We start from the raw sequence: 15881 nt of genomic DNA, 5'->3' as shown, positions 1-15881 counted from the left end.
ACCTATCGCCTCAGCTCTGATGATGAGTTTGCCAAACCGTTTCTAAATTGTTACTAAACCGTTTTACAATCTTTCATCTAAAAGCCTTATTTTGGTGTAGAAAAAGAGCTTTGCGCTCCACTAACCAAATTTCAGTCCATTACCTGCATGCTGTACATCAATAAAGGCTTAATTATATGAGAATGAGAATAAGAGCTGTAATCATCGTATTTATTCTTCTGCCTTTAATTTTAAGTTTTCAATCGGAGAAGAAAACAATCATCCCGCTTGGAATCGTGGCGCCGATAGAAAAAGACAGCCTCATACATGCATCTGGATTCAATTTAATGGGGGAGTCTGTGAGCAAAATGATTTCTCCTTCTCTAACAGAAGAAAAATTTGCAGAAAATTTAGTACGAATTAAAAACCTTCAGACTAAACTCTACATGTGCAATGTAATGTTTCCTGGTGATATGAAAATCGCTGGTCCAAACGTAAATGAAACGACGGTACTCGCTTACGCAGATCGTTTATTTGCCAGAGCCCAGAAAGCAGAAATAAAAGTAATTGTGCTCGGAAGTGGAACTGCCCGGCGATTGCCAGATCACTATGATGTGAAAAAAGCAACAGCAGATTTTGTAATCTTGAGCAAAAAAATAGCAGTTATTGCCGCTAAATATCAGGTGAAGATCGCACTCGAAAATCTTCAGCGTAAAGAAACCAATTTTATCAATACAGTAAAATCGGCCGCGGAAATTGTAAGGTCAGTGGATCATCCAAATTTTAAACTAAATGCTGATATTTTCCACATGCGAAGAGAACATGAGCCGCCTCAACACATCATCGATGCAAAAGATCTGCTTATTCATTGCGAGATTGCCGAAGATGCCGACAGGACACTACCAGGAATTAAAGGCGACGATTTTACTCCTTACCTCGAAGCCTTAAAAAACGCCGATTACAAAGGTCCGATATTTGTCGAAGCTGGAAGTAATTATTCACAGACGCAAATGGCCTTTTGCTTTCAATTTTTAGCCAAACAAATCGAAAACGTTTATAAAAACTAATCACCTCAATCATTCGCTATTAAAACGATATTATGGAAAACTCCAGAAGAAAATTTATTAAACAATCTGCCATATTTGCTGCGGCTACTTATGCAGGTACCATGGGCATGAGTGCTAAAAGTTATGGCAGGATCATAGGCGCCAACGATCGGGTACGTGTGGGCGTTGTCGGATTTTCAGACCGTTTTAAAGATACATTACTGCCTTGTTTTTTAAACCACAACAAAGAGTTAAACTTTGATATTGTTGGCCTCTCAGACCTGTGGAATTACCGCAGAGATTTAGGAATTGCCCATCTGAAAGAAAAATTCGGCCATGATATCAAGGCTTGCAGAAATAACGATGAACTTTATGCTACCAAAGATTTGGATGCTGTAATTATCAGCACTGCCGATTTTCAGCATGCGCTGCATACCATCGAAGCAGTTAAGGCCAATTGCGATGCATATGTAGAAAAGCCTTTTGCCGAAACCATGGACGATGCAAAAGCGGCGTTAAAAGCAGTAAAAGCAACAGATAGAATTGTGCAGATTGGCTCTCAGCGTAGAAGTGGTGAAAACTATGTAAACGCGGCGAAATTTATTCAGGATGGGAAATTTGGTCCTATTACGGCTGTAGATTTGGTTTGGAATGTAAACCAACCCAGACGCTGGCGCAGACCAGATTTAGTGGCTAAACTTAAAGAAGAGGATATCGACTGGAAGAGATTCCTCTTAAACCGTCCGAATGAAGCTTTCGATCCAAGAAAATATTTAGAATATCGGTTATTTTGGCCCTATTCTTCAGGAATGCCAGGACAATGGATGTCGCACCAGATTGATACGGTTCACTGGTTTACCAATTTGAAACATCCAAGAAGTGTGGTGGCTAACGGTGGAATATATACCTGGAAAGATGGGCGTAGAAACTGGGATTCAATGGTTGCGGTTTTTGATTATGGTCAGCCAAATGCCGAGGATGGGTTTCAGGTTACCTTCACTTCAAGAATGCAAAACAGTGTGGGAGATGTGGGCGAAGTATACTACTCAAATGGTGGCGAATTAAATCTTATCACCAATAAAGTATCGCCAAAAGGTGGGTTGAAAGAACGTGAAGCTGCCGCAATGGGCATGAAAGCCAATTTGCTGCCAGAATTTGATTTAAGTAAAACCGAAATTAAAGCTGCAACAGGCGCAAATATGGGTGGCGATTCACTCACATCCGGACATATGCGAAACTGGATGGAATGTGTGCGCAGTCGTAAAACACCAAACGCACCTGTAGAAGCTGGTTATTCACATTCTATCGCAAATATTATGACCAATGCTGCCGTTCGTACCGGAGCGAAATCAACTTTCGACGAAGGCAGACAGGAAGTGATTGCAAATGGAAAAGTTTTTAAATATTAATATTCAGCAGTAAAATCAAAAACATGTTAAATATAAAGAAATACAGTATCCTAGCACTTTTCCTTGTTAGTTTATCAGCAGCTGCGCAAAAAGCAAAACCCATTTTCGATGGCAAAACCTTAAACGGTTGGAAAGCCGTTGCCGGGGCCGCACCGTACACCGTCGAGAACGGAATGATCGTAGGTACAATGACCAAGGGAACACCAAATTCATTTTTGATCACCGATAATGAATACGGAGATTTTATACTTGAGCTCGACGTGAAATTGGAGGGCGAAACCACCAATTCCGGCATTCAAACCCGAAGTCATATCAAACCAGAGGGTAACAATGGTAAAGGATTAGTTTTCGGCAGACAAGTTGAAATTGACCCTACGCCGAGAGCCTGGACCGGTGGAGTTTACGATGAGGCCAGGCGTTTATGGCTTTACCCGCTGGAATTAAATCCGACGGCCAAATCATTATATAAAAAAAATGAATTTAATCATTACCGCATCGAAAATATTGGCAATGAGCTTAAAACCTGGGTGAACGGAAAACCTGTTTCTTACGTCATTGATACCCTGGATCAGGCTGGATTTATAGGTTTGCAGGTTCATGGAATAGGGAATAATTTGGAGAACGATGGAAAAAAAGTGTACTTCAAAAATATTAACATTCAAACAGATGGCTTAAAATCCAAAGCATTTCCTAAAGGGATTTATGCTGTCAATTTTACGCCAAATAACTTGTCGCCTTATGAGCAATCTGAAGGATATAAATTACTTTTTGATGGAAAAGGTAATGCTGGATGGGTAGGTGCACACAAGGATAGCTTCCCCGAAAAAGGATGGAAAATTCAGGATGGCATTATTAGCGTAGAACCATCCGGTGGTGCGGAATCAACCAATGGCGGTGATATTGTAACCAAAGAAGAGTTTTCTGCTTTTGATTTGTCTTTCGAATTTAAACTCACACCAGGTGCCAATAGCGGAGTGAAATATTTTGTAACCTTAAACGAAAAGAGTTCAGGTTCAGCCATTGGTTTAGAATACCAGGTTTTAGATGATCAATTGCATCCTGATGCTAAATTGGGTAGAGATGGAAACCGTACATTAGCCTCATTATATGATTTAATGACCTCAAAAAAAGAAGCCCGTTATCTTCGTCCGATTGGGAGCTGGAACAATGGCCGTTTAATCGTTTATCCAAATAATAAGGTAGAACATTATTTAAATGGCGTTAAAGTATTAGAATATGTTCGTGGTTCAGCGGAATTTAAAAAGCTTGTAGCCATTAGTAAATACAAAGACTGGAAAAACTTTGGCGAAGCGGCGAGAGGGCATATCCTGCTACAGGATCATGGAAATAAAGTAGATTTCAGGACAATTAAAATTAAAACACTATAAATGCATCGTAGGTCATTTGTTAAACACTCTGCTGTTTTAGGTTCAAGTTTGCTGGTAGGAGATGACGTTTTTGCTGCATTTCAGACTGATCGGGTAATTAACATTGCGATGATAGGTTGTGGAGATCGTGGAAAAGGTGTGTTATCAGTGATCAAATCCATGCCTTCTAAATTTAATATTACTACATATTGCGATGTACTCGATTTTCGATTAAAAGAAACTGAAAAGTATGTTCCAGCTGGCGCAAAACCTGTTAAAGATTACCATAAAGTGTTAGATGATCAAAAAATTGATGCTGTTTTCATCGCGACGCCCTTAAGTGAACATTTTAAAATTGCCAAAGATGCTGTGCTTGCCGGTAAACATGTTTATGTAGAAAAAACCATGACCTATAATATTGCTCAAGCCTTGGAACTAAAAAAACTCGTTAAAAAATATCCAAAGCAAGTTTTTCAGGTCGGTTATCAGTATCGTTATTCTCCATTGTATTTCAAAGTGAAAGACATGATTCAAAGTGGCTATTTAGGTAAGGTTACGCAAATCGATTGCCGTTGGGATAGGAACTGGAATTGGCGTCGTGCAGTCGCAGATCCTGCTTTAGAGAGACAAATAAACTGGCGCATGTACAAGGAATATTCCGGCGGTCTGGCTGCCGAATTGCTATCTCACCAGATTGATTTTATCAACTGGGCTTTTGAAACCCAACCCGACGAGATTACGGGGACAGGAGGGATCGATGTTTTTAAAGATGGTAGAGAAACCTATGATAATATTCAGGCTACTTTGCGCTATAATGAAAAGGGAATGATCGGGAACTTTGGGGCAACCTGTGGCAATGCCCGCGACGGCTATCTTTTCAAAATAAAAGGTACCAAAGGTTCGGTATCGTTGCTAACCAGTACTGGCTTATTTTATCCTGAAGAAAGTACAAGGAAAGAATTAGGTATTGTAGATGGAGTAACCGGCGCTACTAAAATTGTTGTCAATCAGGATGGTGGAATCCCGATTTTGGATAAGGCAACGCAGGATGGAACAACCTATGCACTAGATGAATTTTATAAATCAATAATGAATCAGATGCTGCCTGCTTCGAATATCAACACCGGTACCCAGGCTTCTATATGTGTGGCCATGTGTAATGAAGCCATTTATACAGGAAATAAGCAGCTTTGGAAAAAAGAGTATGATATTTAATTTATGATCATACTCAGGCACCAGCGATCTTTTTCATCGGAGGCAGATCTTTTCTACTTCAGGATGAAAGGATAGGCTTCAAAGGTAGCTCAGAACATAACTACAAATTCAGATAATCAGGCATGTCAGGCGTAAAAACAAAACTTCCCTTATCGAAATCCATTTTGGCGTACACATGTTGTAAACCATTGGTTAAAACGATCCATTTTGCCTGATGAATGGAATTATATCTCGATGCCTGTTCAAAAACCGATGGTGTGATTTTAACTTTCGGTGCCTTACATTCAATCAACATCAGTTTTTCTCCCGCAGTGTTGTAAACCAGGATATCGCTGCGCTTCTGTAACTGATTTAAAACAAGTCCACCTTCGATTTGAATTAAAGTTTTGGGAAATTTTTTATTGGTTACTAAATCCTGTATAAAATGCTGACGAACCCATTCTTCGGGGGTAAGTACAAGGTGTTTTTTTCTTAACTCATCAAAAATGAAAACCACGTCATCTTTCCGGCTGATTTTAAATGGATAGGGTGGAAGGTTAAGTGGGGTAGGATTAAACATCTTTGGTTGTAATAAGCAATTACCAATCAAACAATTCAACAATTAATCGATTGAACAATTAAGAAACAAGCGCCAAAGTTAATATTGTTTATAAACATTTACTCCATTCATAAAAGCTAAATTGTAATTTTACAGCAATGACAGCTTCCGAAATTATCAAAGACATCAAAGCCCGGAAATTTAAACCGGTGTACTTGTTGCATGGCGAAGAATCCTATTATATCGATCAGGTAACCGATTTCATTGAAGATAAATTGTTAAATGATGCAGAAAAGGGTTTCAATCAGACCGTTCTGTATGGGAAAGATACCGACATGGCAACCGTTTTGGGGGCTGCAAAGCGTTATCCAATGATGTCAGACTATCAAGTGGTTATTGTGAAAGAAGCGCAGGATTTAAAATGGGGAAAAGATGACGGAGGGAGTAAGGAGGCCGAATTTGTATTGAGCTATTTCGAAAAGCCTTTGCCAAGTACCATTCTGGTATTGGCTTTCAAGTATGCCAACTTCGATAAACGTAAAAAGATATATAAGGCCATTAGCAAAAGCGGTTTAATTTTTCAGTCAGACCCGGTACGTGATTATAAGCTGGTGCCCTGGATAGAAGAATTTATCAAGGAAAAAGGTTATAAAATCGATCAGCAGGCTTCAGCTTTGATGGCAGAATATCTGGGAACGGATCTTTCTAAAATCGCCAATGAAATTGAAAAGCTGATGTTAAATGTGCCAAAAGATGTGACGATTAATGCAGATCTGGTTCAAAAAAATATTGGAATTAGTAAGGAATATAATGTTTTTGAGCTGCAAAAGGCCTTAGCCATTCGCGATGTTTTGAAATGCAATAAAATCATCAATTATTTTTCGAGTAATCCAAAAGCCAATCCAACGGTGATGGTATTGGCTAATTTGGGCGGCTATTTTACCAAACTTTTAAAATACCATTATATTCCCAATAAAGCAGATGCTGCCTCTGCACTTGGCGTACCACCATTTTTTATTAAAGATTACGAAGTGGCAGCAAGAAACTACAATACAGGAAAAGTTTTTCAGGTAGTGAGCTTATTGAGAGAATACGATTTGAAAAGCAAAGGGTTGGATAGCTCTGGAAATGTAACCGACGGCGAACTGCTGAAGGAGTTGGTATTTAAAATTGTACATTGATACTTTAAATATTTCATTAAAAATGATGCATAACCTGAAGCTAAAGTGTAATTAGTGCAGAAATTCCTGCAAGTACAACAATAGCTCCTGCAATGATCACGTATTCGCCCGCACCTTTTCTATGTGAGGTTTTACTATAAGCAAAGTTGCGATACGTTTTAACGTAGGTAGAATCTTTTAATAAAGAAGTATCTGAAACGTTTTCAACTCTCGGCTTGAAATAATCAGAGGTTCTGCCACTTGTTCCTTTTCTATATATTTTTAGGTCCGATTTACTTAATTTAAAATTTTTAGCATCCTTCCGGGCAACTTCTTCTTGTCGCAAAAGTTTTTTATGAGATTGTGCAAAGACATGGCTTCCGATAATAGAAAGCAAGAGTATTAGAAGCGTATATTTTATTTTCATGGAAAGGGATTACTGTATCAAATCTAAAAAAAAAATTTGTAGTATAAGTACTAATTGCATGTAGTTAAACTCATTTTTTATGTAAAATGTTTTATATAAAAAAAACCTCTTTTCGCTGTGATAAGTTGGTGATTAAAATATTAATTTATCGCGGAAATTGTAAATTTGAGACTTAAATTAATAAAGCAAATGAATCATTGGTTAGTAAAGTCAGAACCTTTTAAATATAGTTGGGAAAAATTTAATGAAGATGGACGTACATTTTGGGATGGCGTTCGCAACTATCAGGCCCGAAACAATCTGAAAGAGATGAAAGAGGGCGATTTAGTGCTTTTTTATCATAGTAATGAAGGCAAAAACGTAGTCGGAATTGCGAAGGTGGTAAAGGAATTTTATCAGGATCCGACAACTGATGATCAAAACTGGGTTGTGGTTGATTTATCCCCTGTTGAAACTTTAAAAAAGCCTGTAACTTTAGAGCAGATTAAAGCGGAACCTAGCTTGGCCGACATTTCGCTCATACGTCAGGGGCGTTTATCGGTAATGCCGTTAAAAGCGACAGAATTTGATAAAATACTCGAAATGGGAAGCTAGTTCCTTTAAATTTCATAACAAAATGCAAACCACAAGCAATTTCACACCTATGAAATTGCTTGTGGTTTTTATAACGTAGTTTCTTCCACTTTCCGCTTACTAAAGGCAATGCCTAAGGTCATTACCAGGCTTGATCCCAGTACTACCAGAAACAAAAAAGAGGTGCCTACCTGAGGTATTTTTAAGGAAGCTGGCAAGTTAAAGTACAACAGTATGCTAATCAATCCCCTCGGAGCAATATACAGGATGGGCGCAATTGAATCTTTCTTAAAAATTTTGAGAAAAAATATTCTGATCACATAAATTGAAGCTAAAATGAATAAACCATTTCCTATGATAGGTAGATCATTTAACTCCTGAACATTCATGGTAAAACCAAAAATAACAAAGAAGAATGTGCGTAAAATAAACGCACTCTCGGCAGATAACTGGTAGAGTTGAGATAAATCAGCAGATAAATTTTTGTATAAAAATATACTTCTAAACCATAAATTCTGTATGGCATCAGCATTATTTAAAAACAAACCTGTGCTCAATATTAAAACAAGCGACGATAAGTGATAGGATTGTCCGATCGCGTAAACCAATATTAAGATCGATATGATCAGGAAGAATTTAATATGATGCACCAATCTACCCATAATATAGAGTAACACTACACAGGCTATTGCTGACAATAAAATAATTAAAAAGGTGCTTAATCCAAGACCAATAAAGGCCGAGGTTGTAATGGAATGATTGGTTATGGCAAAGTTAAAAATAATGATCCCCAGGATGTCGGAAAAGGAAGATTCATAAACGACAAACTCCTTATCTTTTCCACTCAATGCCGCTGCAGAGGGAATAGCGATGGCCGAACTAATTACGCTAAAAGGGATCGCATTGGCAATGCAGGTATATAAATCTTTATGAGAAATCTGGTAGATAATAACCGTTATCAATGTTGCTGTGCCCAACAGAATCGTAAGTGCTGAGAAAAATGCACTCTTAATAATTTTATTTTTATTCTGGTCATATTTTAGTTCCAGCGATCCTTCAAATACAATCAGAATCAATCCTACGGTGCCAAGTGTAGGTAAAATAGAGAGAAAATTGAAGGTGTGGATATTCAGGTATCCTACCAAAAACCTCAGGCCAATACCCAGCAATAGCAATAGTAAAACAGAGGGTATTTTAGTTTTACTCGCCACTAAATCAAACAGATAAGAGAAAATTACTAATCCGCTTAAAATAATCAGAATGGTGTATGTAGTCATAATTTCGAGCGAATGATGAATTGCTAAAATAAAATAAACCTTTTAAGCACCAAGAAGTTTTTTGTAAAAATTATGCTTTAAAGAAGAGCGCTTTCAATTCACTGGCATCATCCGGGTGCATTTTGCCGCCCAAAACCAGTCGCAATTGTCTGCGTCTTAAAGCACCGTCAAACAGATCGATTTCTTCAGGTGTTTCAGGCACTAATTCAGGAACAGGTATCGTTCTGGCACTTTGATCAAATGCAACAAAAGTGTAGTAAGCTTCGTTACTTTTCTGGCGGGCACCACTCGGAATATTTTCAGCCCAAACATCTAAACGAACTTCGACTGATGTATTGAAAGCCCTGGTTACTTTAGCCTCAATGGTAATTACATCGCCAAGTTTTATGGGATGTTTAAAAGAAACATTATCTACTGAAGCGGTAACTACAATGCGGTTACAATGTTTTTGAGCTGAAATGGCTGCGGCGATATCCATCCAGTGGAGTAACCGGCCACCCATCAGATTATTCAGTGTATTGGTATCGTTAGGCAATACCAATTCATTCATAATGGTAAAACTCTCTTTGGCAAATTTCTTTTTCAGACTCATATTCGAGCGCAAAAGTAAGTAAAATGTAACTTAAAGTTCCAATCTATTAGTGAATGGGAGTGGCTTTCCTGTTGAAATGAAGTTTACTTCTAATCTCTAAACAAAAAAGCTGGACTTAAAATAACCAAAATTATTTAAGCCTAGCTTTTTATATTATACCTCAAGTGCTATCAATCTACTGTTCAAATGAACCAATGACTGATGAGCTACCCGAACAATCTAGTTATTCATCATTTTAATAAAAGCGCCTAATTTAGCTTTCATCGCTCTTCTATCTACAATAAAATCAAGGAAGCCGTGTTCCAATACAAATTCAGAAGTTTGGAAACCTTTCGGTAAATCTTTTTTAATGGTTTCTTTAATAACCCTTGGTCCTGCAAAACCAATTAATGCGCCTGGTTCTGCAATGTTGATATCGCCAAGCATAGCATAAGAAGCAGTAACACCACCAGTTGTAGGATCTGTTAATAAAGAAATATAAGGAATTTTAGCCTGACTCAATAATGCAAGTTTTGCCGATGTTTTAGCCATTTGCATTAATGAGAATGCAGCTTCCATCATACGGGCACCACCTGATTTTGAAATCATCAGGAATGGAATTTTATGTTTAATGCTGTAATCGATTGAGCGGGCAATTTTTTCTCCTACTACCGAACCCATTGAGCCCCCGATAAATGCAAAATCCATACAGGCGATTACAATATCCTGCCCCTCAATTTTACCTACACCCGATCTGATTGCATCCTTTAAGCCAGTTTTGGCCTGGCTTTCAATAATTCTATCAGTGTAAGGTTTATTATCGTTAAAATTTAATGGATCGCCTGACGTAAGGTTAGCGAAAAGTTCTTTAAAGTCGTTGTTGTCAAATAAAACTTCAAAATATTCTTTAGAACCTACTCTCAGGTGATAGTTGCAGTAATGGCAAACATATTTGTTCTCCTGAAGTTCTGCCTGATGAAGCGGTTTTTTACAATTTGGACACTTATTCCACACACCATCGGGTGCTTCTTTCTTCTCTTCGGTGGTGGTAATGATACCTTTATTTTCTCTCTTAAACCAAGCCATATAATTTTTTAAAGAATTGGATTGCAAAGAAACGAAAAATATAATTAAGATAAAGAATTACCAATGATCAAATACAAAGAATGACCAGTTATCAAATCATCAATGATCAAACTATTATAAGTAATACTCAAATTTCAGTTAGCAGATGGGCTTGGTGCTTTGTACGGTTTGAAATTGATTGTTGAGATTTGTTTATTTCCAGAAGTGTGTGTTTTTTACACTAAGGATAATGTGCTATTTACACTAAATAGCCCTTATTTGGTTGTAAGGCAAATAATTCTGTTGTTACAAAAGCTTGTAATGTTAATTTTTTTTTTAACTTCGGACTTAATAAAATTAACAAGAGATGAGTTTAAAAGGCTACAAAGGCGTAATTTACGGAGATGCCGTTCAAGAATTGTTTGAGCAGGCTAAAAAACATCAGTTTGCTTTACCAGCAGTAAACGTAACCGGTACAAATACGGTTAACGCGGTATTGGAAACTGCTAAGGCAGTAAATTCGCCTGTTATGATTCAATTATCAAATGGTGGTGCGCAATTTTACGCAGGTAAATCTTTAGATAATGAGAAATTACAGGCATGTATTTTAGGTGCTGTATCGGCAGCTAAACATGTACATTTATTGGCAGAACATTATGGTGTTGCCGTGGTTTTACATACTGACCACGCCGCTAAAAAATTGTTGCCTTGGATTGATGGCCTTTTAGATCATGGTGAAAAATTCTTCGCTGAAACAGGAAAACCGTTATTTTCTTCACACATGCTTGATTTATCGGAAGAGCCGATCGAAGAAAACATGGAAATTTCTGCAAAGTATTTCGAGCGCATGGCGAAGATGAACATGACTATCGAAATTGAACTTGGTGTTACGGGTGGTGAGGAAGATGGTGTTGATAACAGCGATGTAGACAGTTCAAAATTATATACGCAACCAAGTGAAGTTGCTTATGCTTACGAAGAATTGAGCAAAGTTTCTCCACGTTTTACAGTTGCCGCGGCATTTGGTAATGTACACGGTGTATACAAACCAGGTAACGTGAAATTACAGCCTGTTATTTTGAAAAATTCTCAGGATTTTATCAAAGAAAAATTCAGCTTAACTGCCGAGAAGCCTATCAATTTTGTTTTCCACGGTGGTTCAGGTTCTTCTCAGGAAGAAATCAGAGAAGCAATTTCTTATGGTGCGATCAAAATGAACATCGATACCGATATGCAGTGGGCATTTTGGGAAGGAATTTTAGAATATTATAAAAAGAATGAGGCTTATCTTCAAGGTCAAATTGGTAACCCTGATGGTGATGATAAACCAAATAAAAAATATTACGATCCACGTGTTTGGTTGCGTAAAGCTGAAGAAGCATTTGTTAAACGTTTAACACTTGCATTTGAAGATTTAAACTGCATCAACGCAAACGATAAATTATAAGGAATTGGAAGGATAAATTGTTGGGAGTTTGTAATGTTGCAACTCGCTAACTTTTAAACTTTTCAATTGAAAAACAAAAGCGCCATTGGTAAAAAACCGATGGCGCTTTTGTTTGTTTATCATTATATTTAATCAAATATTGTGATGACAAAATCGAAAAACCATATCAAGAAAAATAATTTTTTTGAGAAATTCGCCAATGCTGCAACAAAGTTTACAGGCAGTTCAGTTGCGTTTATTGCGGCTACAGCTATTGTAGTTATCTGGGCGGTAACTGGTCCGGTTTTTCATTATTCAGAAACCTGGCAACTGGTCATTAACACAGGCACAACGATTATTACCTTTCTAATGGTATTTCTAATTCAGAAAGCACAAAATAAAGACGGAAAGGCAATCCAGTTAAAATTAAATGAACTTATAGCGGCTCAACAAGGAGCGAGTAATCGAATGGTTGACATTGAGGATCTAAGTGAAAGTGAATTGGATCAATTGCATAAATTTTATGTTACGATTGCCACACTTGCCAAAAAAGAGGCCGATATTCATTGCTCACACTCCATAGACGTGGCGAAAGAATTAAACGAATCAAAATTAAAAACGAATAAACATTTTAAAAAGTAAAAGTAATGAGTTTACAGGTTCAAAAAGTTATCCATCCCGAAGATTTAGACAAAGTATTTGCTATACGTAAAATTGTATTTGTAGATGAGCAGAACTGCCCGCCTGAACTGGAGTGGGAAAATGAAGATGTTTCCACTCATTTCCTGGCTACTCAAAACGGACAACCTTGTGGTGCTTGCCGATGGCGTAAAACGGATAAAGGTTACAAGCTGGAACGTTTTGCGGTATTGAAAGACTTTAGAGGGCAGGGTGTTGGCAGAGCATTAATTGCCGAAGCACTTTCTGACTTACCTGAAGATGCACATTATATTTACCTTAATTCTCAGCTTGATGCAGTGAGTTTATATGCTAAGTTTGGTTTTGTTTCAGAAGGAGATCAATTCGAAGAAGCCGGAATCCAACATTTTAAAATGGTAAAAAAGGTTTAGTTAATGCTGTTGTCATTGCGAGGTACGAAGCAATCTTAATGCATTCGCTATAAACTAGACATTTTAAAGTAAATAGTTATGTAAACCTTCGCACCCAAAGTAGTAGGACTGATTCGTGCCTCGCAATGACGACTTAGGTAAAAAATTATAGTTTACCCAAATATCTTTCCTGATAAACGCATCGCTTCATTCCACTTATCCATATTAAGATTCAGTTCTTCACCTTTTGAATTTAAATAACTGATGACATCTTCTGTTGCGATGTTTCCTGTTAAATCATCAGCAGCCATTGGGCAACCCCCAAATCCTTTCAAAGCTGAATCTATTCGCTTTACACCAGAATCGTATGCGGCTTCAATTTTTTCAAATCTTTCGGTAGGAGTAGAGTGTAAATGAACGCCAATTTCCGTGTGATTAAATTTTGATATCAATGGAGGCAAAATTGCTTTTATTTTCGCTGGCGTAGATATGCCAACAGTATCTGCCAAAGAAAGAATCTCAACGCCTTTGCTTACCAATATAGCTGCCCATTTTTCTACAATTTCATAATTCCATTCATCTCCGTACGGGTTACCAAAACCCATTGATAAATACACTACAGCCTTTTTGTTATTTTTGGCACAAAGGTCGAGCATTTCTTCAACAGTAATAAGTGATTGCTCAATACTTGAATTGGTATTTCGCTGTTGAAACGTTTCTGAGATCGAAAAGGGAAATCCTAGGTAACTAATCTCTTTATGGTAAACAGCTTGTTCTACACCTCTTAAATTGGCTACAATAGCCAGTAACTTTGTCGAAGTCTTGCTTAGATCTAAACTGGCCAAAACTTTTTCAGTATCTGCCATTTGTGGAATGGCTTTCGGAGATACAAAACTCCCGAAATCCAGCGTATCGAAACCAACCTGAAGCAATAAATTTAAATATTCTGATTTAAGTTCGGTAGGGACAAAATCATGTAACCCCTGCATGGCATCGCGAGGGCACTCTACTAATTTGAATTTATCTCGGCTCATATGATCTGGTTTAACTGCAAATTGCGCAATGTTTTTTGCAAAGAAAAGAGGTTAGAAGCAACATTAATGTAGTATTGCAATTTAGTCTGTAGTCGATTGTCCATCGTTTATAGGCTAATGAAGTTCTTTTACTTCCTCCCTGTAATCAACACTTCTATCTTTAGCAAAGGTCCTGATAATTAATCTTGTTCCTCTATCGTAACTAAAATAACTCCATAACCAGTTCACGAACACAATGATTTTATTTCTGAAGCCTACTAAGGTCATTAAATGCACAAACATCCACGTAAACCAGGCAAAAACTCCCTGGAAGCGGATTTTGCCGAGATCTACAACAGCTTTGTTTCTACCTACTGTAGCCATCGAGCCTTTATCGAAATATTTGAATTTTTCAAGCGGTTTACTTTCGACAATATTTACTAAGTTTTTTGCCAGGTGATGTCCCTGTTGAATTGCCGCTGGAGCTACCCCGGGATGGCCATTTGGCGTTTCTTCATCAATAATGGCTGCAACATCGCCAATGGCGTAAATGTTCGGATAACCCACTATTAAATTCTGGGTGTCCGTTTTTAATCTTCCTCCTCTAACAACCTCTGCTTTGTCTAAACCTGGGATCACCTGACCTTTTACACCGGCGCTCCAGATTACCGTTGAGCTTAAAATAGGAGGCTTATCTTGAAGTGTTAATGTGTGCCCATCGTAACCTAATACGCGGGTTTCGTTCATTACTTTCACACCCATCTTAAGCAAAAATTCTTTTGCCTTTTCCTGTGCCTGCTGCGACATTTGTCCTAATAGTTCCGGAGAGTTTTCTACCAAATAGATATTTACCTTACTTAAATCCATCTCTGGATAGTCATTTGGAATAACATGTTTTTTCAATTCTGAAATTGCTCCTGCAGTTTCTACACCAGTAGGACCACCACCAACCACAACAAAATTTAATAACGCACTCTTTCTTTCAGGGTTAACCTCAATGAGTGATTTTTCGAAATTCTGCAATATCAAACTTCTTAAATCTAAAGCCTCCGGAATTGATTTCATTGGCATAGAATTATCTTCGATTTCTTTGTTCCCGAAAAAGTTGCTCGTAGAACCTGTGGCCATAACCAGGTAATTATATTTAACGTTTCCGATATCGGTTTGTAAGCAGTTTTCAGCGGCATTTATTCCTGTAACCTTCGTAACCCTAAAAATGAAGTTTTTTTGTCCTTTGAATATTTTTCGAAGCGGGAAAGCTATTGATTCTGCTTCCAAACCTCCAGTGGCTACCTGATAAAGTAATGGTTGAAAAGTGTGGTAATTATGTTTATCCAACATCACTACCTGAAAGGGTTTGTTCTTTAATCTTTTTGCTAACTCAATTCCACCAAACCCACCACCAACAATTACTACTCTTGGGTATTCACTTTTTGGAAGTTGTAAATCCATTTTATCTGCTTTTTTGTTTGCAAACCTAACAAAAAGATAGCCAAAAGGTTTAAGAATCCAATTTTCAATGATTATTGAAAATAAGATAACTTTAGCATGACGTGGCGGGGTTTCTTCGGTTTGAGCAATACATTGAGTGAGATAAACCTGATGGAAACGAACATGAAGCGTAGCGGAATAAAGTGTACAGCAGGGCTACTGTTTCCTATGAAATACCGAAACTGATTTTCAACAAAAAATGAAATGTAAGTTAACCCTTTTATTTAAACAAAAAACGCCCCGATAAAATCGGGGCGTTCCATGTATTAAGACTT

The 15881-nt window shown here is 37.6% G+C and carries 16 protein-coding genes; 9 read left to right on the top strand and 7 right to left on the bottom strand.

Features of this window, described 5'->3' with window-relative positions:
* The first annotated feature begins 182 nt into the window (after positions 1 to 182).
* The 4 genes from EA772_RS21085 to EA772_RS21070 are packed head-to-tail and all read left to right on the top strand — an operon-like array spanning position 183 to position 5016.
* Positions 183 to 1046: a sugar phosphate isomerase/epimerase gene (locus tag EA772_RS21085; RefSeq protein WP_168187612.1), complete on the top strand. Its 864-nt coding sequence runs from the start codon at positions 183 to 185 to the stop codon at positions 1044 to 1046.
* A gap of 32 nt (positions 1047 to 1078) precedes the next feature.
* A complete protein-coding gene (locus EA772_RS21080) occupies positions 1079 to 2434 on the top strand; it encodes a Gfo/Idh/MocA family protein (RefSeq protein WP_124914824.1) in 1356 nt (451 codons plus the stop codon).
* A gap of 23 nt (positions 2435 to 2457) precedes the next feature.
* On the top strand, positions 2458 to 3822 hold the full coding sequence (locus EA772_RS21075; protein ID WP_124914823.1) for a DUF1080 domain-containing protein: 1365 nt from the start codon (positions 2458 to 2460) through the stop codon (positions 3820 to 3822).
* Positions 3823 to 5016, top strand: coding sequence for a Gfo/Idh/MocA family protein (locus EA772_RS21070; RefSeq protein WP_124914822.1), 1194 nt, complete (start codon positions 3823 to 3825; stop codon positions 5014 to 5016).
* A 100-nt stretch (positions 5017 to 5116) separates the two neighbouring features.
* Here the strand turns inward: EA772_RS21070 and EA772_RS21065 are convergent, their stop codons facing one another.
* Entirely contained in the window at positions 5117 to 5575 is a 459-nt protein-coding gene (locus tag EA772_RS21065) for a type I restriction enzyme HsdR N-terminal domain-containing protein (protein WP_124914821.1), read from the bottom strand.
* A 137-nt stretch (positions 5576 to 5712) separates the two neighbouring features.
* Between EA772_RS21065 and holA the strand changes: the two genes are divergently transcribed.
* A complete protein-coding gene (holA, locus tag EA772_RS21060; protein ID WP_010599163.1) occupies positions 5713 to 6735 on the top strand; it encodes a DNA polymerase III subunit delta in 1023 nt (340 codons plus the stop codon).
* A gap of 40 nt (positions 6736 to 6775) precedes the next feature.
* Here holA and EA772_RS21055 read toward each other — a convergent pair whose 3' ends face one another.
* On the bottom strand, positions 6776 to 7141 hold the full coding sequence (locus EA772_RS21055; protein ID WP_010599162.1) for a hypothetical protein: 366 nt from the start codon (positions 7139 to 7141) through the stop codon (positions 6776 to 6778).
* 189 nt (positions 7142 to 7330) lie between these two features.
* Here EA772_RS21055 and EA772_RS21050 point away from each other — a divergent pair, with 189 nt between their 5' ends.
* On the top strand, positions 7331 to 7735 hold the full coding sequence (locus EA772_RS21050) for an EVE domain-containing protein (protein WP_010599161.1): 405 nt from the start codon (positions 7331 to 7333) through the stop codon (positions 7733 to 7735).
* 68 nt (positions 7736 to 7803) lie between these two features.
* Here the strand turns inward: EA772_RS21050 and EA772_RS21045 are convergent, their stop codons facing one another.
* From EA772_RS21045 to accD, 3 genes are all read right to left on the bottom strand, one after another.
* Positions 7804 to 8991, bottom strand: a complete 1188-nt coding sequence (locus EA772_RS21045) for a sodium:proton antiporter (RefSeq protein WP_124914820.1) — start codon at positions 8989 to 8991, stop codon at positions 7804 to 7806.
* A 70-nt stretch (positions 8992 to 9061) separates the two neighbouring features.
* Positions 9062 to 9583 carry an acyl-CoA thioesterase gene (locus EA772_RS21040; protein ID WP_124914819.1) on the bottom strand — a complete coding sequence of 174 codons (522 nt, stop codon included), beginning with the start codon at positions 9581 to 9583 and terminating at the stop codon, positions 9062 to 9064.
* 219 nt (positions 9584 to 9802) lie between these two features.
* Complete coding sequence (gene accD / locus EA772_RS21035) at positions 9803 to 10648, bottom strand: acetyl-CoA carboxylase, carboxyltransferase subunit beta (protein WP_124914818.1); 846 nt, start codon at positions 10646 to 10648, stop codon at positions 9803 to 9805.
* A 346-nt stretch (positions 10649 to 10994) separates the two neighbouring features.
* Here accD and fbaA point away from each other — a divergent pair, with 346 nt between their 5' ends.
* The 3 genes from fbaA (at position 10995) to EA772_RS21020 (ending at position 13123) form a co-directional block, all read left to right on the top strand.
* Positions 10995 to 12074 (top strand): class II fructose-bisphosphate aldolase, encoded by a 1080-nt coding sequence (gene fbaA, locus EA772_RS21030; protein ID WP_010599157.1) that lies wholly within the window; start codon positions 10995 to 10997, stop codon positions 12072 to 12074.
* A 144-nt stretch (positions 12075 to 12218) separates the two neighbouring features.
* Complete coding sequence (locus EA772_RS21025; protein ID WP_124914817.1) at positions 12219 to 12695, top strand: low affinity iron permease family protein; 477 nt, start codon at positions 12219 to 12221, stop codon at positions 12693 to 12695.
* Between the two features lie 5 nt (positions 12696 to 12700).
* On the top strand, positions 12701 to 13123 hold the full coding sequence (locus EA772_RS21020) for a GNAT family N-acetyltransferase (protein ID WP_116167537.1): 423 nt from the start codon (positions 12701 to 12703) through the stop codon (positions 13121 to 13123).
* Positions 13124 to 13275: 152 nt separating this feature from the next.
* Here EA772_RS21020 and EA772_RS21015 read toward each other — a convergent pair whose 3' ends face one another.
* The gene (locus tag EA772_RS21015; RefSeq protein WP_124914816.1) at positions 13276 to 14136 is read right to left on the bottom strand and encodes a hydroxymethylglutaryl-CoA lyase; all 861 of its coding nucleotides are present in this window, start codon (positions 14134 to 14136) and stop codon (positions 13276 to 13278) included.
* Positions 14137 to 14250: 114 nt separating this feature from the next.
* A complete protein-coding gene (locus EA772_RS21010) occupies positions 14251 to 15567 on the bottom strand; it encodes an NAD(P)/FAD-dependent oxidoreductase (protein ID WP_124914815.1) in 1317 nt (438 codons plus the stop codon).
* Positions 15568 to 15881: the final 314 nt, after the last annotated feature.

The organism is Pedobacter sp. G11, from assembly GCF_003860265.1.
Classification (GTDB): Bacteria; Bacteroidota; Bacteroidia; order Sphingobacteriales; family Sphingobacteriaceae; genus Pedobacter; species Pedobacter agri.
The sequence above is the reverse complement of the archived record's forward strand: the minus strand, read 5'-3'. Positions and strand labels throughout refer to the sequence as shown.